Annotated in this window: 15 protein-coding genes; 13 read left to right on the top strand and 2 right to left on the bottom strand. The window is 35.8% G+C overall.

Annotated elements, in window-relative coordinates; translation table 11 throughout:
• The first annotated feature begins 41 nt into the window (after window positions 1-41).
• The 6 genes from RCG20_RS06980 to RCG20_RS06955 all read left to right on the top strand — a co-directional run bounded on the left by RCG20_RS06980 (window position 42) and on the right by RCG20_RS06955 (window position 6,496).
• Window positions 42-626, top strand: coding sequence for a FadR/GntR family transcriptional regulator (locus RCG20_RS06980; RefSeq protein WP_308183511.1), 585 nt, complete (start codon window positions 42-44; stop codon window positions 624-626).
• 201 nt (window positions 627-827) lie between these two features.
• Window positions 828-1,703, top strand: a complete 876-nt coding sequence (gene accD, locus RCG20_RS06975) for an acetyl-CoA carboxylase, carboxyltransferase subunit beta (protein ID WP_308183510.1) — start codon at window positions 828-830, stop codon at window positions 1,701-1,703.
• A complete protein-coding gene (gene accA, locus RCG20_RS06970) occupies window positions 1,697-2,674 on the top strand; it encodes an acetyl-CoA carboxylase carboxyl transferase subunit alpha (protein ID WP_308183509.1) in 978 nt (325 codons plus the stop codon). Before accD ends, accA begins: the two co-directional genes overlap by 7 nt.
• Before the next feature lie 279 nt (window positions 2,675-2,953).
• Window positions 2,954-3,913, top strand: a complete 960-nt coding sequence (pfkA, locus tag RCG20_RS06965) for a 6-phosphofructokinase (protein ID WP_308183508.1) — start codon at window positions 2,954-2,956, stop codon at window positions 3,911-3,913.
• A gap of 249 nt (window positions 3,914-4,162) precedes the next feature.
• Window positions 4,163-5,926: a pyruvate kinase gene (gene pyk, locus RCG20_RS06960; RefSeq protein WP_308183507.1), complete on the top strand. Its 1,764-nt coding sequence runs from the start codon at window positions 4,163-4,165 to the stop codon at window positions 5,924-5,926.
• A gap of 183 nt (window positions 5,927-6,109) precedes the next feature.
• Window positions 6,110-6,496 (top strand): FxsA family protein, encoded by a 387-nt coding sequence (locus RCG20_RS06955; protein WP_308183506.1) that lies wholly within the window; start codon window positions 6,110-6,112, stop codon window positions 6,494-6,496.
• Between the two features lie 69 nt (window positions 6,497-6,565).
• On the opposite strand, the gene ytvI is transcribed toward RCG20_RS06955, so the two are convergent.
• On the bottom strand, window positions 6,566-7,681 hold the full coding sequence (gene ytvI, locus RCG20_RS06950; RefSeq protein WP_308183505.1) for a sporulation integral membrane protein YtvI: 1,116 nt from the start codon (window positions 7,679-7,681) through the stop codon (window positions 6,566-6,568).
• Window positions 7,682-8,825: 1,144 nt separating this feature from the next.
• Between ytvI and citZ the strand changes: the two genes are divergently transcribed.
• The 4 genes from citZ to RCG20_RS06930 all read left to right on the top strand — a co-directional run bounded on the left by citZ (window position 8,826) and on the right by RCG20_RS06930 (window position 13,182).
• Window positions 8,826-9,944, top strand: coding sequence for a citrate synthase (gene citZ / locus RCG20_RS06945; RefSeq protein ID WP_308183504.1), 1,119 nt, complete (start codon window positions 8,826-8,828; stop codon window positions 9,942-9,944).
• Window positions 9,945-10,103: 159 nt separating this feature from the next.
• Entirely contained in the window at window positions 10,104-11,372 is a 1,269-nt protein-coding gene (icd, locus tag RCG20_RS06940; RefSeq protein ID WP_308183503.1) for an NADP-dependent isocitrate dehydrogenase, read from the top strand.
• 94 nt (window positions 11,373-11,466) lie between these two features.
• Window positions 11,467-12,405, top strand: coding sequence for a malate dehydrogenase (mdh, locus tag RCG20_RS06935; RefSeq protein WP_308183502.1), 939 nt, complete (start codon window positions 11,467-11,469; stop codon window positions 12,403-12,405).
• A 300-nt stretch (window positions 12,406-12,705) separates the two neighbouring features.
• Window positions 12,706-13,182 carry a MaoC/PaaZ C-terminal domain-containing protein gene (locus tag RCG20_RS06930; RefSeq protein WP_308183501.1) on the top strand — a complete coding sequence of 159 codons (477 nt, stop codon included), beginning with the start codon at window positions 12,706-12,708 and terminating at the stop codon, window positions 13,180-13,182.
• A gap of 109 nt (window positions 13,183-13,291) precedes the next feature.
• On the opposite strand, the gene RCG20_RS06925 is transcribed toward RCG20_RS06930, so the two are convergent.
• Window positions 13,292-14,860 (bottom strand): IS1182 family transposase, encoded by a 1,569-nt coding sequence (locus RCG20_RS06925; protein WP_308181295.1) that lies wholly within the window; start codon window positions 14,858-14,860, stop codon window positions 13,292-13,294.
• 380 nt (window positions 14,861-15,240) lie between these two features.
• Between RCG20_RS06925 and RCG20_RS06920 the strand changes: the two genes are divergently transcribed.
• The 3 genes from RCG20_RS06920 to polA are packed head-to-tail and all read left to right on the top strand — an operon-like array spanning window position 15,241 to window position 20,381.
• Window positions 15,241-15,960 (top strand): response regulator transcription factor, encoded by a 720-nt coding sequence (locus RCG20_RS06920; protein ID WP_308183500.1) that lies wholly within the window; start codon window positions 15,241-15,243, stop codon window positions 15,958-15,960.
• Window positions 15,957-17,729, top strand: coding sequence for a two-component system histidine kinase PnpS (gene pnpS, locus RCG20_RS06915; protein ID WP_308183499.1), 1,773 nt, complete (start codon window positions 15,957-15,959; stop codon window positions 17,727-17,729). Before RCG20_RS06920 ends, pnpS begins: the two co-directional genes overlap by 4 nt.
• Window positions 17,730-17,744: 15 nt before the next feature.
• Window positions 17,745-20,381 carry a DNA polymerase I gene (gene polA, locus RCG20_RS06910; RefSeq protein ID WP_308183498.1) on the top strand — a complete coding sequence of 879 codons (2,637 nt, stop codon included), beginning with the start codon at window positions 17,745-17,747 and terminating at the stop codon, window positions 20,379-20,381.
• Window positions 20,382-20,385 lie beyond the last annotated feature (4 nt).

Genomic DNA, 20,385 nt, shown 5'->3' with positions numbered 1-20,385 from the left:
GTTCAAAGGTTTATATAGAGATTGTGAAGCAGTTAAGAGACATGATAACAGAAGATGGTCTAAAATCCGGTGATAAAATCCCTTCAGAGCGAAAGTTATCTGAGCGCCTGAATGTTGGGCGCTCTTCCGTTCGCGAGGCATTAAGAGCTCTTGAATTACTTGGTTTGATCGAGACAAAGCAAGGTGAAGGAACGTATATCAGAGATTTTCGGGAGAATCACCTTGTTAAACTTGTAAGCACATTTGTTTTACAGGATGAAAAGGCAAAGCAAGATGTTAGTGATACAAAATATTTTATTGAAATGGATTGTCTGCGGCTTCTGCTAAGAAACCAAGAAGTTGATTTTCAGGATTTAAAGTTGGAGCTAGAAGATGGCAAGCTTAATGATGATGATTTTTTTTACTTAATTATTAAGAAGACAGAAAACCACTTATTACTTAAAATTTGGTTAATCTTAAAGGATTATTATCAATCAATCTCATATGAAAAAAAGAAATTTACCAAAATAGATTTTTACAATCTTCTAAATGCAATGGAAGCAAATAATGAGGAAGAAACTCTTTCTGCCTATCGGAAACTTAGAAAAATGTCGGATTCTCCAATAATAGTTACTGATAATTTTTGATGGTTTTCACTTTATTTGAATAAGATAAGCAATTTAAGCCTACATTGTAATGGGAATTTTAAATAATCAAGTGGTCTGACCACCACTTGATCATCTTTGTTATATGAATGAAATGGTAGTTAAAAAGGAAGACTTCAGAGTATAAATACATAGAAAAATTGCTAGCTTCACCTTAAGTTGACATTCAAGGGAGGTTTCACCTTGCTTAAAGAGCTTTTTATAAAAAATAATATAAAAAAGAAAAAGTATGCAACGATTCCTTCAGAGTCGGTAAAACAAGATGTTCCAGAAGGAATTATGACAAAATGCCCTTCCTGTAAAAAAATAATGTATACAAAAGAACTATTAAAAAATTTAAAGGTTTGCCTGCATTGCGGTTTCCATCACCAAATGAATTCACAGGAGCGGCTTACTAGCTTTATTGATGAAGGAAGCTTTGAAGAAATGGATGCCAATATGATATCTGAAAATCCTTTGAATTTCACTGGCTATCTTGAAAAGGTTGAGCAAGATAGACAAAAGACCAACCTTAACGAGGCAGTTGTTACGGGAGTTGGAAATGTCCACAATAAAAAAATAGTTTTAGCGATTATGGATGCGTCCTTTAGAATGGGAAGCATGGGCTCTGTTGTTGGAGAGAAAATAACGAGGGCTGTTGAAAAGGCGAATGAACTGTCTGTTCCATTTATTATCTTCACTGCCTCTGGTGGCGCTAGAATGCAAGAAGGTGTTATTAGTCTTATGCAAATGGCGAAAACTAGTGTTGCTCTTCAAAGGTTCAGTGAAAATAAGGGACTATTTATTTCAATTATGACCCATCCAACAACTGGCGGAGTATCTGCAAGCTTTGCATCTGTTGGAGATTACAACTTTGCGGAACCAGGTGCATTGATAGGATTTGCAGGCAGACGGATTATTGAACAAACGATCAGAGAAGAACTTCCTGAAGATTTCCAAACATCGGAATTTCTTTTGAAGCATGGGCAACTTGATGCAGTTATCTCTAGATTGGATTTAAAAGATCAAATTGGGACAATTCTTGCATTACATGAACATGGTGGTGAATTGAATTGGTAGGAGAACTTGAGTTTGAACGACCGGTAATTGAATTAAGAAAAAAGATCATGGAATTACGTGAGTTTACGAAGTCTACCGATATGGATCTAACCTCTGAAATTGAAAAATTAGAAGAGCGGCTTGAAAAACTTGAAAAAGATATTTATGATAACCTAAAACCATGGGATCGTGTCCAAATAGCCCGACACCCTAACAGACCGACAACACTTGATTATATTGCCATTTTATTTGAGGATTTTTTTGAGTGTCACGGAGATCGGACATATGGAGACGATGAAGCAATTGTAGGCGGAATTTCCAGTTTTCAAGGGTTACCAGTAACTGTAATCGGCCATCAAAGAGGAAAAGATACGAAGGAGAATATTCGTAGGAATTTTGGAATGCCACATCCTGAAGGGTATCGGAAAGCACTTCGATTAATGAAGCAGGCTGATAAATTTAATCGCCCAATCATTTGTTTTATTGATACAAAAGGTGCATATCCAGGGAAGGCTGCCGAAGAGCGTGGTCAAAGTGAGGCAATTGCAAAAAATTTAGTTGAAATGGCAGGACTACGTGTACCAGTAATTTGTATTGTGATTGGAGAAGGTGGAAGTGGTGGTGCGCTCGCACTTGGAGTAGGCAATTACATTCATATGCTAGAAAACTCAACCTATTCAGTTATTTCTCCTGAAGGTGCGGCCTCTATTCTTTGGAGAGATGCCTCTAAAGCTAAAGTCGCAGCTGAAGCAATGAAAATTACTGCGCCAGATTTAAAACATTTCGGGATTATAGATGAAATTATTCCTGAAATTAGGGGAGGAGCTCATAAAGATGTACAAAAGCAAGCTGCCGAAATTGAAAAGGTACTTAAAGAATCACTTCAATCCCTCTTGCAACTGTCTAGTGAAGAATTGATTGATAATCGTTATCAAAAATTTAGAGCTATTGGCAAGTATTCTATTATTAATGATACTATCGGGGTAAAATAAGAACGTGTCTATCAGACACGTTTTTTTCTTTCTCTACTAGTAATTTCATATGAAAGAGTAATGAAGAGGCTTTCATTTTGTGGTAAAACGCTTTCAGTTCATTAATAATTCCGTCTATTAATTTTGTAGGTACGATTATGTTGTGATAGGGATTTCTTCGTGGTATTTTATAAATATTCATATAAATATTGTTTAAAAATAAATATAAGTGATTATTCACTTTATTACTTTTATTATAAAATGCTATATATTTTTAATCCATAAATCGAGGTGCAAAAAATGAAGAAAATTGGAGTTTTAACAAGTGGCGGAGACTCTCCGGGTATGAATCCAGCTATTAGAGCTGTTGTAAGGAAAGCGATTTACCATGAATTAGAGGTTTTTGGAATCTACGGAGGATATTCAGGATTAATAAGTGGAAATATAAAAAAACTTGAACTTGGTTCTGTTGGTGATATTATTCATCGTGGCGGCACCATGCTCTATACCGCACGTTGCCCGGAATTTAAAGATAAAGAAGTCCAAAAAAAGGGGATTGAACTATTAAGATCCAATGGAATTGAAGGTTTAGTAGTAATTGGTGGAGATGGTTCATATCGTGGTGCGAAGGCCTTAACAGAGCTAGGTTTTCCTTGTGTAGGGATACCAGGAACGATTGACAATGATATACCAGGAACAGAATTTACAATTGGCTTTGATACAGCATTGAATACAGTTATTGATGCAATAGATAAGATTCGTGATACAGCAACTTCACATGAGAGAACTTTTGTCATTGAGGTAATGGGTAGGGATGCAGGAGACCTTGCACTATGGGCGGGTCTTGCTGGTGGAGCTGAAACTATTTTAATTCCAGAAGAAAACTATGACATGGACGAGATTGCTGATCGTCTCCGTAAAGGAAATGAACGTGGAAAAAAACACAGTATTATTGTAGTCGCAGAAGGCGTTTGTAGTGGCGTCGAGTTTGGTAAGGAATTGAAAGAGAAAACAAACTTTGATACAAGAGTATCTGTACTTGGTCATATACAACGTGGAGGATCGCCAACTGCATTTGACAGGGTGCTTGCAAGCCGATTAGGTGCGCGTGCAGTAGAACTTCTTATAGAAGGAAAAGGTGGCCGAGCTGTAGGGATCGAGAAAAATAAACTTGTAGATTATGACATTATAGAGGCTTTAGGTAGAAAGCATAAATTGGATTTGGATCTTTTTAAACTTTCAAAAGAATTATCGATTTAATTGTCATTTTACGTTCTTAGATAGATGTTCGCCATTAGATAAGGAAAGTTCCGGCATGGAAACGCAAGCTACTTTTAGAAAAAGTGTTTTCTTTTTTGAAGACATGTCTGTATTTAGTCACTATTCCTTTTCTCTGGCTAGCAGCTTTCTTGGCTAAACATAAGGGCAACTACGCCTAATCATTGCCCTTAGGGGCTCACCAATCGGCGAGTTTTCTTTAAATTTTTACCTAAACAGGAGGAATTGTAAATGTTACGTAAAACAAAGATCGTTTGTACAATTGGACCCGCAAGTGAAAGCGTTGAAAAGCTTATAGAACTAATAAATGCAGGAATGAATGTTTCACGCCTGAATTTTTCCCATGGTAATTTTGAAGAGCACGGACAGCGAATCAAAAATATCCGTGAAGCAGCTAAATTTACTGGTAAAACAGTTGCAATTCTACTTGATACAAAAGGTCCAGAAATTCGTACACATAACATGGTTAACGGGTCAATTGAGCTTCAAACAGGAAAAAATGTGATTGTTTCAATGGATGAAGTAGAAGGAACTGCAGAAAAATTTTCTGTTACATACCCTGGATTAATTGATGATGTTCATGTTGGATCGAAAATCTTATTGGACGATGGTTTAATAGGTCTTGAAGTTATCAAAATCGATAAAGCCTCAAATCAAATTCAAACAAAAGTTTTGAACAGTGGTACGTTAAAAAATAAAAAAGGCGTCAATGTTCCGGGAGTAACTGTTAACTTGCCAGGAATAACTGAAAAAGATACACAAGATATTCTTTTTGGTATTCAACAAGATGTTGATTTTATCGCAGCTTCTTTCGTTCGGCGTGGAAAAGATGTTTTGGAAATTCGTCAATTGTTGGAAGAAAATAATGCAACTCATATCCATATCATTCCGAAGATTGAAAACCAAGAGGGTGTGGATAATATTGATGAAATTCTCGAAGTATCAGATGGCCTAATGGTTGCACGTGGAGACCTAGGTGTAGAAATTCCTGCGGAAGAAGTTCCGCTTGTTCAAAAAATGCTTATTAAAAAATGTAATGCTCTTGGCAAACCAGTTATTACTGCAACACAAATGCTTGATTCTATGCAGCGTAACCCAAGGCCAACACGTGCTGAAGCAAGTGACGTAGCAAATGCTATTTTCGATGGTACAGATGCAATTATGCTTTCTGGTGAAACTGCTGCAGGATTGTATCCAGTGGAAGCTGTACAGACAATGCATAATATTGCGTCAAGAGCAGAGCAAGCATTAGATCATAAAAAAATCTTATCTGCTCGTAGTAAGGATACTGATCATAATGCAACAGATGCAATCGGTCAATCTGTTGCGCATACAGCATTAAATCTTGAGGTAAGCTCGATTATCACACCAACAGAAAGTGGACATACGGCTAGGATGATTTCAAAGTATCGTCCAAAGGCACCAATTGTTGCTGTTACTTCAAATTTATCTGTTTCTCGCAATTTATCCCTTGTTTGGGGAGTTTATTCTCAACTTGGAAAAGAAACTACTACAATTGACGAAATGTTGGATATCGCAGTGGAAGAAAGCTTAAACAGCGGCATTGTGAAACATGGTGACTTAGTTGTTATCACAGCTGGCGTTCCAGTTGGAGAAGCAGGCACAACCAACTTAATGAAAATCCATATTGTTGGTGATATTCTTGTCAAGGCACAGGGGATTGGAAGAAAATCAGCTTTCGGTAAAGTAGTTCTTGCCCATAATGCCCAAGAAGCATTGAGTAAAGTAAAGGAAGGTTCCATTTTAATCACAATTGGTTCTGATCGTGATATGGTTCCAGCAATTGAAAAATGTAGTGCGTTGATAACACAAGAAGGTGGCTTAACAAGTCATGCTGCCGTTGTTGGTTTAAACCTTGGTATTCCGGTTATCGTCGGTGTTGAAAATGCAATGACACTTTTTAAAGACGGTCAGGAAATAACAGTAGATTCAGCACGAGGAGTTATCTATAACGGACACGCAAGCGTGTTATAATGGAAGAAGGGATTATCCCTTCTTTTTTTAGCTTATAAGAACGTTTAACTTAGCTAATGCATTAAAAGATGTTTCGAGCGTTTTATTGTTAATCAACACTTAAATCGCAAAAGGGCAACTAGGCAATCGCCGGCGCTAAGGCTTGGCGCTAGCCAAGTTTTCTTTAGGCAAAGGAGACTGGAAATGCGGTATCTATTTTTATTAATTATCCTAGTACCAGCAGCAGATATTGGTCTTTTACTTTTTTCTGGAAAGACTCTTGGGGTAATTCCGACAGTGACTTTCATTATCCTAACGGGAGTTATTGGCGCTTATTTCGCCAAAAAACAAGGGCTACAAACAATACGGAAAGCACAAGAACAGTTACGCTTTGGAGAAATACCAGGCGAAGCTATTTTGGATGGGATCTGTATATTAGTTGGAGCAACTCTCCTTATCACACCAGGATTCATTACAGATTTTCTCGGATTCCTTTTACTTTTTCCATTCACAAGGAGGTTCTTCAAGTTAATAATGAAAAGCTCTTTCCGAAGAAGGATTAATCGAGGAAATATAAAAATAATAAAATAAAAAACGGCAGCTTCCAAATTGAAGCTGCCGCTTTTTGTTGTTGCCTCTAAACAATGAGTTTTCTTAATGTTAAACTTCTTTTCCTTTTATATAAATCCAAAGATCCCGAAATACGTTAGCACGGTGAAGCGTACTTATTACGACAAGGGTAACAGGCCCAATGATTAAGCCTAAAAATCCAATTACTTTAAAGCCTACAAACAAAGCGATTAAGGTAGCAAGTGGATCAAGCCCGATGCTTGAGGAAAGAATTTTTGGCTCCATAACCTGCCTTTGGACCAGTACGATGAGATAAAGTACTCCTAAACCGATTGCAAGCCCCATATCACCGCCAATTGATTCATAAATGATCCACGGAACAAAAACAATTCCGGTTCCAAGATACGGAATAATATCAACAGCCCCTGTAACAAGTGCAATGGTGATTGCATAATCAACCCGGAGGATTAGCAATCCGATTAATATAATAACAGTGGTAATTGAAATGAGAGTTAATTGGGCCCTTAAAAACCCGAATAAAGCTTTTTTTAAATCAATAAATACATTTCGACCGCTTACTTTTGCTTTATCAGGTAACACCTTGTTACCGAATTCTGCAAGTCTATACCAATCCTTACTAATAAAAAACGTAGCAAGTAATGAAAAGATCAAAACAGTTGCAGCATTAGGAATCCAAGATATAATATGAGGAATATTCCCAAAAAGATTCTGTATAAATGTTCCAGCGGTAGTTCCGACTTTTTTCCCGACATTTTGAATGTTTGTCATGATCGTATCTTGCTGGCCAGCCTCAAGCTTATTAAAAATACTCGTTATATGATTATAGAAGGGTATGATTTGACCAGCAATAATTTTCTCTACATACATAATTAAAATATCAAGATTTTTAGGTACTACCTTTGCTAAATAGCTTGCTCCTGAAACAATTTCAGTAATAAGGAGAGTAATTAATCCTGCAAAAAAAGCAAAAATAATGATAAGACCTAAAAATACAGCAAGAGCTCGAGGCATTCTCCCTTTTTTTTCAAAGATGTTGACGAGTGGATTTATTAAAAAGGCAATCAACAGCCCAATTAAAAAGGGATAGGTTACTTTAGATAAATAAAAAAAGGATAAGATAGAAAAAAATATAATACCGATTACAAAAAGGAATCTCAGTGTTCGATTTAAGTATGTAAGATTCAAAAATTTTCCTCCTTAATCTTCTTTAGGCTCTCGGCATTTGCCGAGTCAGATGGTTCAACGGTTTTCTTGAACCACTTATATTTAATTCCTGCTACTTTGTGTAAGGGAAATTTTCTTTTTATAAAAAGGCTTTAACTTTGCCCGTTGATTTCCGCACCGGGCACTTGCTTTCCGCGGGGAGGGATGGGAGCCTCCTCGGCGTACCGCCTGTGGGGTCTCCCATTCCCTCAAATCCCGCAGGAGTCAAGTGCCCTCCGCTCCAATCAACTCAGATATATAAAGTAGAAGGAACTGAAAACACCTTTGACCTAATGGACTTTTTAAAAAAATTTGGGCATGCGCATTTTTGAAAGTGCCATAAAACCTAAGATTACTTCGGACATTTCAACAGAATTTTTTGTAAAATTTTCACAAGCTTCTGGACGAATTGCTTATTCATTCCAATTATCCATTTTTGAATAAATTTATTTATATTTTAACATTATCTAACCCGAAGTGCATAATTTTCCAGTGCTCAAAAGAAGGATTAACAAAGTATATGAAATTGTTCACAAAATGTTTATATCTTTCGAGAAAAAAATATTGTTATTAAAGAAAGCTTTTGATTTACTTTGGTGCATTTCTATTGAAAAAAATCAATTTTGTTTGCAAATGGATTTCCAATTATTAGAGGGTACCTATAGGCCTATTATTTGGGCAATAACTGCATATACTAATATGGAATTTTTTGAAAGCATAAAATAGTTTTTTTGTAAAATAATATTTTTTTGTATTTTCTTTGCGTAACCATTCACAAAAATCAGATAATTGTTTATAATAGGACTTGTAAGCGCATCCTTTTTAAGTAAATAATATTTCTACATTATTTGGCTTGTAAATTATTCTACTATTTTGTGAAGTTAAGGTACTTCATATATAAGATGCCACTAAGCTGAAATTATTTCTTAAAAAGAAAATGAAATAAAATGAACATTCTAGTTTTTATGCTCGGCATCATATGTCAGCCTTTATAGTATTAAAGCCTTAACTTTATGGGGGATGCCATTTCCATCTTGCTAGAGTTTTCAAAATTTAGCATTGTTTCAAGAAATTTTTTAGAACAAAAGGGTAATGGGGAAATTCAAATTTGAAGGAGATGTTAGGTATGACAGTAACACGTGGTCTAGAAGGGGTAGTAGCTACAGCAACCTCCATCAGTTCAATCATTGATGACACGCTAACTTATGTTGGCTACAACATTGATGATTTAGCTGATCATGCTAGTTTTGAAGAGGTAATTTATTTACTATGGCATCGTAAACTGCCTACACAACCCCAATTAGAAGAACTGAAGAAACAGCTATCAGAAAATGCCTCCCTGCCAGATGAAGTATTAAACCACTTTAAAATGTATCCGATTCAAAAAGTCCATCCAATGGGCGCACTTAGAACGGCAGTTTCCTTACTAGGATTATATGACGAGGAAGCAGATTTAATGGACGACGAAGCAAATTATCGTAAATCGATTCGCCTCCAAGCAAAAATGGCTACTCTTGTAACATCTTTTGCTAGGGTTAGAAAGGGACTTGAACCTATTGCTCCTAAAGCAGAATTAGGTTTTGCAGCTAACTTTCTGTATATGTTAACTGGAGAAGAACCTGAAGCAATTGCGATTGAGGCTTTTAATAAAGCACTTGTACTACATGCAGACCATGAATTGAATGCCTCTACATTTACAGCACGTGTATGTGTTGCGACATTGTCGGATGTTTATTCAGGAGTCACATCAGCAATCGGGGCTCTTAAAGGACCACTTCATGGTGGAGCAAATGAACAAGTTATGAAGATGCTTACGGAAATTGGAACACTTGAAAACGTTGATTCCTTTATACATGAAAAACTTGAAAACAAAGAAAAAATTATGGGATTTGGTCATAGGGTATATCGCAAAGGAGATCCACGAGCGAAACATTTAAAAGCAATGTCTGAGAAGTTGACTGAAATTACTGGTGAACCGCACTGGTATGAAATGTCGGCTAGAATTGAGAATATTGTTACTGGAGAAAAGAAGTTGCCTCCTAATGTGGATTTCTATTCTGCTTCTGTTTACCATAGTTTAGGTATTGATCATGATTTATTTACACCTATTTTTGCTGTTAGTCGTGTTTCCGGTTGGCTTGCTCATATTTTAGAACAATATGCCAACAACCGTTTGATTCGTCCTCGTGCGGAATATAATGGTCCTGGGATGCAAAAGTATATCTCTATAGAACAAAGGGATTAATATAAACGTAATTGTTTTACTTTTATATTAAAAATTGTTGTAATAAGGATGAACAAAAAGGTTAGAAGGCTAAAAACTTCTAACCTTGGGGTCATTCTTAGCGAGGGCTTATAGTTGTGAAAACTAAGCCTTTTCTACATAATAAGAGGGGGAAATAAAATGCAAGGTGAAAAAATTACAGTAAAAGATGGAGTTCTAAATGTTCCAAACAGTCCAGTTATCCCATTTATTGAAGGAGACGGCATAGGACCTGATATTTGGGCGGCTTCATACAGGGTATTAGATGCTGCGGTAGAAAAAGCTTATAAAGGTGAGCGTAAAATTGTTTGGAAGGAAGTATTAGCAGGTGAGAAGGCATTTAATCAAACGGGAGAATGGCTTCCTCAAGAAACTCTTGATGTCATTAATGAATATTTAATTGCTATTAAAGGACCATTAACCACTCCTATTGGCGGTGGAATTCGTTCATTAAATGTTGCTCTTCGCCAACAGTTGGATTTGTTTGTGTGCTTACGTCCAGTTAGATGGTTTGAAGGTGTTCCGTCTCCAGTTAAACGGCCACAAGATACCGATATGGTTATTTTCCGTGAAAATACAGAAGATATTTATGCAGGAATTGAATTTGAAAAAGGCTCTGAAGCAGCAGCAAAGCTTATTAACTTTTTACAAAACGAAATGGGTGTAACGGCAATCAGATTCCCAGAAACATCTGGTATTGGGGTTAAGCCTGTTTCTGAAGAAGGTACAAGCCGTCTTGTACGGGCAGCCATAAATTATGCAATTAATGAAGGCCGTAAATCAGTAACACTTGTTCATAAAGGAAATATCATGAAATTTACAGAAGGTGCCTTTAAAAACTGGGGCTACGAGCTTGCTGAAAAGGAATTTGGCGATAAAGTTTTCACATGGGTACAATATGACCGCATCAAAGCAGAACAAGGAACAGATGCTGCTAACAAGGCACAGGCAGAAGCAGAGGCTGCAGGTAAAATTATCGTAAAAGATGCGATTGCCGATATCTTCTTACAACAAATTTTAACACGCCCTCTTGAATTCGATGTTGTAGCAACTATGAACTTAAATGGTGACTTTATGTCCGATGCACTTGCTGCTCAAGTTGGCGGAATTGGAATTGCACCTGGAGCCAATATTAATTATGAAACCGGTCATGCAATTTTTGAAGCAACACATGGTACTGCTCCAAAATATGCAGGTCTTGATAAAGTAAACCCATCATCAGTAATTTTATCTGGTGTTCTAATGCTTGAACATTTAGGCTGGAATGAAGCAGCTAATTTAATCACAAACTCTGTAGAAAAAACAATTGCTTCAAAAGTTGTAACATATGATTTCGCAAGATTGATGGACGGGGCAAGAGAAGTTAAAACATCTGAATTTGCTAATGAATTAATTAAAAATATGGACTAAGATAATATAGACTGCTATTCAAAATGATTGGCTGATCTTAATTATTAAAATTACGACGGCTAATCATAAATATGAACTAAAGGGGAGAGTCATAATGTCATTAAATCGTAAAAAGATTTCTGTTATCGGCGGCGGATTTACAGGTGCAACTACAGCTTTTTTACTTGCACAAAAAGAACTAGGTGATGTGGTTTTAGTAGATATTCCTCAAATGGAAAATCCTACTAAAGGGAAAGCGTTAGACATGCTTGAAGCAAGTCCTGTTCAAGGTTTTGATGCTAATATTACTGGTACATCAAACTATGAGGATACAAAGGATTCTGATATCGTTGTTATCACTGCTGGAGTTGCTCGTAAGCCGGGTATGAGCCGTGACGACTTGGTTCAAATAAACCAAAAGGTAATGAAAAGCGTTACAAAGGAAATTGCAAAATATTCTCCAAACTGTCATATTGTCGTATTAACTAACCCTGTTGATGCCATGACATATACAGTTTATAAAGAATCAGGTTTTCCAAAAAATCGCGTAATCGGTCAATCTGGAGTACTTGATACAGCACGCTTCAGAACTTTTATTGCACAAGAGTTAAATATTTCTGTTAAAGATATTACAGGTTTTGTTTTAGGTGGTCACGGAGATGATATGGTACCACTTGTTCGATATTCCTATGCTGGTGGTATTCCGCTTGAAACATTAATCTCGAAGGATCGCCTTGATGAAATTGTTGCACGGACAAGAAAAGGTGGCGGTGAAATCGTAAACCTTCTTGGAAACGGTAGTGCATATTATGCACCCGCAGCATCACTCGTAGAAATGTGTGAAGCTATTCTCAAGGATCAACGTCGCGTTCTTCCTACGATTGCATATCTTGAAGGGGAATATGGCTATGAGGGCATTTACCTTGGTGTTCCTACTATCCTTGGAGCAAATGGAATTGAAAAAATAATTGAACTTGAATTAACTCAAGAAGAAAGAGCTGCATTAGATAAATCAGTGCAAACAGTTCAAAATGTAATGGCAATTTTAGCATAAAAAATAGAAATTCGGGGGTAACTCCCCGGATTTTTTAGCTAATCAGAATTTATTTTCATAAATTCTGCTAGCGCATAAGGGCAACTACACATATAAAAAAGAAAAATATATTTTTTTAATCATTATTAACAGAATAATCTGTAAAATGGGTCCTTGTAATTATTTTAAGCGCCTTTTTTTAAAGTATAATAGGACTTATTAATATGTTACTGTAGATTTACAGTATAAATGGACCGAAAATCAATAATGAGTGATGATTGTACATCGAATGAAAGCGATTACAAAATTAGGAGGGCTTCTATGTTACTCGGTAAAAAACGTAAATTAGGCAGAAGAATTGATGAAATAATGGTTGGAGAAAAATTATCTTTAACAGAAAAAATCGAAGATAAAGATCTTTTACTATATCTAGGATTAACTGATGACGCAAATCCATTATTTATTCAGCATGATTATGCATCACAAACTCCGTATGAAAAACCAATTGTTCCTAGCATTATGTTATCAGGGATCATTAGTTCAGCAATATCAAAATATTTACCGGGACCTGGAAGTCATGTTTTAAACCAAGAAATAGAATTTCTTAAACCAGTCTATCATTATGCTACAGTGCAGTTTTTATTTGAAGTGGTTGATGTAAATCGTCAAAACCATTACGTAATAGTTAGTGTAGTTGGGAATAATGAAAGTAATGAGGCAGTTATAAAAGGAAGATTTAAAATCTGCCCTCCGTATCGATTAGAAGGATTGGAAGGAAAAGCACTTGAAAACTTCTAAATAGAAAAAAGAGGCTGGGACATAACTAGCTTCAAATAGTAAGAAAGGTGAATTTGAGCTTACTCAAATTCACCTTTCTCTATTTTGGGGTGTTAATTCTTCTATTACCTTAGTTGTTGGCAGTGAATTTTCTTAAATTCACTGCCATTAACGCGAGGCCCATTTCGTTTTCTACTTTCGATTTTCCTCGTACAGAAAACCGAGAGAAACGCAAATTAGCCTTCAAGAATCCAAAAACTGGTTCCACATCGATTTTGCGTTTTCGATAGATGGCACTCGTTTTCTCTTCTGAAAGCTTCTCTCTTACATATTCTTTTTGCTGTTCCCATTTTTCATTCACCATTAGTTTTCGATTGTTTCCTTCTTTTGCTTTTGTACATGATGAACGGAACGGGCATCCTGAACAGTCTTCGCACTCATAGATTTTGAACTTCCGTTGGAAGTCTGTACGGTCATTACGTATAGAATGATATTGAAATTTAAGAAGTTTCTGATTGGGACATGTATATGTATCTGTTTCTTCATTATACTGCCAATTGTCGGGATTAAATGTGTTTTGTTTATACTTTTTCTTTTGTTCTTTCAAATACATGTTATACGTAATAAGTGCTTCTCGTTTTCTGTTCGAAAGGATATCATTATAGTTTTGTTCACTACCATAACCTGCATCTGCGACAATGTGTTTCGGTAACTCGAAATAATGCTGCTCGATCTCATCTAGAAATGGAATTAACGTACGTGTATCTGTTGGGTTTGAAAATAAACTATAGGCAAGCGCGTATTGACCTTCCGTTGCGATTTGTACATTGTAACCTGCCTTCAATTGTCCGTTTTGCATATAATCATCTTTCATTCGCATAAATGTCGCATCCGGATCTGTTTTAGAATAGCTATTACGTGTGCCAAATATTTCAAAGTCTTGTTGGTATTTCTGTTTTCGTAAGACAAAATCAATCAACTGTTTACGCACTTGTTTCGGGTATTTACGTTCACTTCTTAAGGCTTTTCGTTCTAGAACGTCTGTCGATACTTCAATTTGTTTATCATACTCGGTTACGACATCGTCCACTTTTTTAACCAATTGAGCGATCTCTTCCAATGATAACTGTTCATCGCTTTCACATTTAATTTCAGGTATGATTTCGTTCTCAAGTAGTTCATTGTATAGCTGATTTGACTTTTCAATTAAACTTTGATGATATTTCTCAACCGATTTCTTCCAGACAAACGTAAATTTATTCGCATTTGCTTCAATCTTTGTGCCATCGATAAAAACCGCTTCTTGATCGATAAGTTTTTCTTCAATCAATTGGCAACGGAATTGGACGAAACATTGGCGGATTAAATCTTTCACTTCTGATTGAACACGGAATCGGTTTATTGTGCGGTAGCTTGGTTCATGTCCTTGAGCCAGCCACATCATACGGATACTATCTTTTAATAAGGCTTCAATTTTACGCCCTGAAAAGACAGATTGTGTGTAGGCACATAAGATAATTTTAAGCATCATGCGTGGATGATAGGCTGGGCAACCCTCATTTCGAAGAAATGGTTCGAACGCTTCATGAGGGATACTTTCAACTAAATGATGGACATGGTAGGCAATATCATTATTTTGTAATTTTACTTCTAAATCTAAAGGCAAAACTAATTGATTCATGATATAATTTTTGAACATAAGGACCCTTCTTTCGGATGAAATTTGGTGTGGTAACTTTATTTTATCAGAAGTGGCCCTTATTTTTATTGGAAAATAATCAAAGCCGGTGAAATTTTACTTATCGTAAAATTCCACCGGCTTTTTCATCTCAGAGGTGGGTTTTGTCCCAGCCTCTTTTAATTAATATGGTAAGACTTTAAGACTTGTTAGTGTAAGTGTATAGATCCTTTACGTTCTAAGGAATCATATAAAAAAATGACTTCAATAAGTGCAAGTCTTGGTAAAAGAGGCGTTTTCACTTTTCTAGGGCATCAACAGGCAATTAAATTTTGTTTATATTATAATAAAGGCAGTTTTACTTAAAGAATATGGAGCAATTTTACTAAGCGGAGGAATACATGAGAAACAAAGTACTTATTGTAGATGACGAGCAATCCATTTTGACGTTGCTTCAATATAATTTGGAGCAGGCTGGTTTTGATGTGATAACAGCAATGGATGGGCAGACAGGAAAAGATTTAGCAGTGAAAGAATCACCTGACCTAATTGTTTTGGACCTAATGCTTCCAAAATTGGATGGTATGGAAGTCTGTAAGCAATTACGACAAATAAAGATAATGACTCCAATATTAATGCTTACAGCAAGGGATGATGAATTCGATAAGGTCTTAGGGTTAGAACTTGGCGCCGATGATTATATGGTTAAACCATTTAGCCCAAGAGAGGTGATTGCACGAGTAAAAGCTATTCTAAGAAGAACCCAGGTTCAAATGGAAAATGAACAGGAAAAAGCTATTAGTGAAAGTGATTTTTTACAAATTGGTGATCTAAAATTAGCTATTGAACAATATGAAGCCTTTTTTAAGGATGAACTGCTAGAATTAACTCTTAAGGAGTTTGAACTTTTATTATATTTTGCCAAAAATTTAGGTCGAGTTTTATCTCGTGACCAATTATTAAGTGCTGTTTGGAATTACGAGTTTGCAGGGGATTCAAGAATTGTGGATGTACATATTTCGCATTTAAGGGAAAAAATCGAAATTGATTCAAAAAAACCAGTCTATATTAAAACCATACGAGGTCTAGGATATAAGCTGGAGGAGCCTTCAAAGCCATGACCAAATTTCGTACAAGGCTTCTGATTACTTTAGTTACCTTAATTATCACCGTTTTGCTTGGGTTAGGAATATTCCTTGGTCAACTTTTTAAAAGCTATTATTTGCAATTATTTAATGAACATTTAAAAAAAGAAAGTAATTTTATTAGTATGTTTATAAATGACCATGGTGGAATTCATTCAATCAATAGGAACGAGTTATTAAATATCAGCAAGATGCTAGATGTTCGGGTTACTCTAACAAGCTCCAACGGAATGGTCATATATGATAGCGGAAATAGAAATAAAAATGACAAAAACGGACTGGAAGAGAAGATAAAAGAGGTAGTCCAAACAAAGCCAGAAAGTGTAGAGAAAATAGTAGAAGGCAACGGCTATGACCTTCACTATTATTGGAAACCTCTTTTTAAGAATGGAAAAAAGGAAGGATATATCTTCTTAACAACAAAAACGAGTGAACTAAAAAAGGTTTATAGTCAAATATGGTGGATCCTATCGATCAGCTTGGGGATTGCGTTAATTATTATCATTTTCCTCAGCATTCGTGTAGCATCACGATTTACAAAGCCTATAGAATCAGCTGCAAATGTAGCAATAGAGCTTTCAAAAGGAAATTACCGAGCAAGAACATTAGATGAGAGTGTAGATGTGACTGGAATGTTAAGTTCTTCTATTAACCTTCTTGCTCGAAATCTTCAAGAAATGGTCAATACACAAGAAGTTCAGGAGGATCGTCTAAGTGCACTAATTGAAAATATTGGTGCAGGGCTAATTTTGATCGATAGCCGCGGATATATTAATTTAATCAATAAAGGGTATAAGGAAATTTTCCAAGTTAAATCTTATGATTATGTAGCTAAGCTCTATTATGAAGTAATTAAGTATCAAGAAGTTTGCAAGCTAGTTGAGGAAATATTTAAAACTGAACAAAAGGTTAGCAAACAAATGCTTCTTCCACTCTCGATAGAGAGAAGATATTTTGATGTTTATGGTGTTCCTATTATTGGTACAGATAATGTTTGGAAAGGCGTCTTGCTAGTATTTCATGATATAACTGAAATGAAGAAACTAGAACAGGTCAGGAAAGACTTTGTTGCAAATGTTTCGCATGAATTAAAAACGCCGGTCACTTCTATTAAAGGGTTTGCGGAAACTCTTTTAGATGGAGCGATGAATGATAAAGAGGCTTTAGAAGTATTTCTTTCAATTATTTTAAAAGAAAGTGATAGACTTCAATCACTAATCCAGGATCTCCTTGATTTATCGAAAATGGAACAACATGGCTTTAAGCTGAATGTGATTGAGTTTGATTTGACGTCAACCCTTCAAGAAATTATTACATTGCTCAAACATAAAGCGGAAGCAAAGAATATAGTGCTTAATCTTATTTGTGAAAATGAATTTGTCATCATACAAGGAGATATACACCGCCTAAAACAGGTATTTATCAATCTTGTCGGTAATGCCCTAACATATACGCCTGTGGATGGCATTGTAACCATTATTGTTCGCGAAAGAGGGAATAAAGTTCGTATTTGTATAAAGGATTCCGGGATTGGAATCGAAAAAGAAGAGATTCCTCGAATATTTGAACGATTTTACCGTGTTGATCGTGCAAGGAGTCGAAATTCTGGAGGGACAGGACTAGGTTTGGCGATTGTAAAACATTTAGTGGAAGCCCACCGAGGAACAATCGAAGTGAAAAGTGAAATAGGAAAAGGTAGTGAATTTATTATCGAGTTAGTTAAAAAGATAAATGGGACAAACTAGGAGTGAATTTATTTTATGTTAAAGAAGAAGCTTGTTTTAATTGATGGTAATAGTATTGCCTATCGTGCATTCTTTGCTCTTCCATTGCTTAATAATGATAAAGGTATTCATACAAATGCTGTTTATGGTTTTACGATGATGTTAATGAAAATACTCGAGGATGAAAAACCCACCCACATGTTAGTTGCTTTCGATGCTGGTAAAACAACTTTTCGTCATAAAACCTTTGGAGACTATAAAGGTGGAAGGCAAAAAACACCGCCAGAGCTATCAGAACAATTTCCTTTTATTCGTGAATTGCTTGATGCTTATGGGATATCTAGATATGAACTTGAAAACTATGAGGCAGACGATATTATCGGAACATTATCCTTAACTGCAGAGCAGAATGGATATGAAGTAAGAGTTATTTCTGGGGATAAGGATTTAACCCAATTATCCTCTGAACACACGACAGTTGGGATAACTCGAAAAGGAATCACCGATATTGAAGAATATACGCCAAATCATGTGAATGAAAAGTATGGCCTGATACCCAGCCAAATTATCGATATGAAAGGATTAATGGGTGACACATCTGATAATATTCCTGGTGTGCCTGGAGTGGGAGAAAAGACAGCTATTAAGCTTCTAAAGGAATTTTCTTCATTAGAAAATATACTTCAATCAATTGATCAGGTGACAGGAAAAAAACTCAAAGAGAAGCTTGAGGAATTTAAAGACCAAGCTTTGATGAGCAAGGAATTAGCAACTATCGAAAGAAAAGCACCCGTAATAGTTAATCTTGATGAGTTAGAGTATGAGGGAATTATTCGTGAAAAAGTGGTGGTCTTATTTAAAGAACTTGGTTTCTACTCTTTATTGGACAAGTTAGGGGAGGATGCCCCAATTGATGAGCCGGAAGAGTTAGAGGATATAGACTATGTTGTTCCAGACGAAATAACAGCAGGTATTTTTTCTGATAAGAACTATTTTTACGTTGAAGTTCTCGATGATAATTACCATTATGCAGATATTATTGGTTTTTCTATTGTGAATGACAAGGGAAACTTTTATTTACCAACGGAAAAAGCATTGAATTCAGATGTCTTTAAAGAATGGGCTACAGATGAAGAAAGTAGTAAGGTAGTCTATGATGCAAAGCGTTCGGAAGTTTCATTACGGCACCATGATATTCATTTAAGAGGAGTCGTCTTTGATACTTTCATTGCTTCCTATATTATTGATCCTTCAGAAAATATTGAAGATCTTTCATCTATTGCAAAACACTACGATGTCCATACTATTCAATCAGATGAATCCTTTTATGGAAAAGGAGCAAAGAGAAAAGTTCCTGAATCAGATGAACTTGCTAAGCATCTTGTCAGAAAAAGTCTTACTATGTCCATATTAGAGAGTGAACTAGAAAACGATTTAAAAAAGAATGAGCAGGCTGATCTTTTTAAAGAGCTTGAAATGCCATTATCTTTAATTTTAGCTGATATGGAATCTACTGGTATCAAAGTAGATATAGAACAGCTTCGTTTGATGGGTGATGGAATCAATGAAAGATTGCTTGAAATTGAAAGCAAAGTATATGATCTTGCAGGTGAAACATTTAATATCAATTCTCCAAAGCAATTAGGCATTATTTTATTTGAAAAATTAAATCTCCCTTCTTTAAAGAAAACAAAAACGGGCTATTCTACATCTGCAGACGTACTTGAAAAATTAGCGCCTGATCATGAAATCATTGACCAAATCCTTCAATACAGGCAATTAGGGAAACTAAAGTCTACGTATATTGAAGGGCTTCTCAAAGTGGTCAATCCTAAAACAGGAAACGTCCATACAAGGTTTAACCAAGCATTAACCCAAACTGGAAGATTAAGTTCGACAGATCCAAATCTACAAAATATCCCGATTCGCCTTGAGGAAGGTCGTAAAATCCGTCAAGCATTTATCCCATCTGAAAAGGACTGGATCATTTTTGCTGCGGATTATTCCCAAATCGAGTTACGTGTTCTTGCCCATATTGCTGGGGATGAAAAGTTAATTCAGGCATTTAAGGATGATCTTGATATACACACGAAAACAGCAATGGAAGTTTTTCATGTGAAGAAGGAAGAAGTTACATCAAATATGAGGCGTCAGGCAAAGGCGGTTAATTTCGGGATAGTTTATGGAATAAGTGATTATGGATTATCGCAAAACTTAGGAATTACCCGAAAAGAAGCAGGGGAATTTATTGATCGCTATTTAAATAGTTATCCAGGTGTGAAGGAATATATGGATGATAGTGTTCAAGTAGCCAAACAACAAGGCTTCGTAACTACACTAATGCAAAGAAGAAGATATATACCGGAAATTACTAGCCGAAATTTCAATTTAAGAAGTTTTGCTGAAAGAACAGCAATGAACACTCCGATTCAAGGAAGTGCAGCGGACATAATTAAAAAAGCAATGATTGATATGGCTGATGCATTAAAGACTCATGGCCTTAAAACGCGATTACTACTTCAAGTCCATGATGAATTAATTTTTGAAGCACCACAAGATGAACTTGATCTATTAAAAAAATTAGTTCCAGATGTTATGGAAAATGCACTTGAATTAAAAGTACCATTAAAAGTTGACTATGCTTTTGGTCCAACTTGGTTTGATGCTAAATAGCTAA

This window comes from Neobacillus sp. PS3-40 (assembly GCF_030915485.1).
GTDB lineage: Bacteria > Bacillota > Bacilli > Bacillales > Cytobacillaceae > JAUZPL01.
This window is presented reverse-complemented; position numbering and strand designations above follow the sequence as displayed.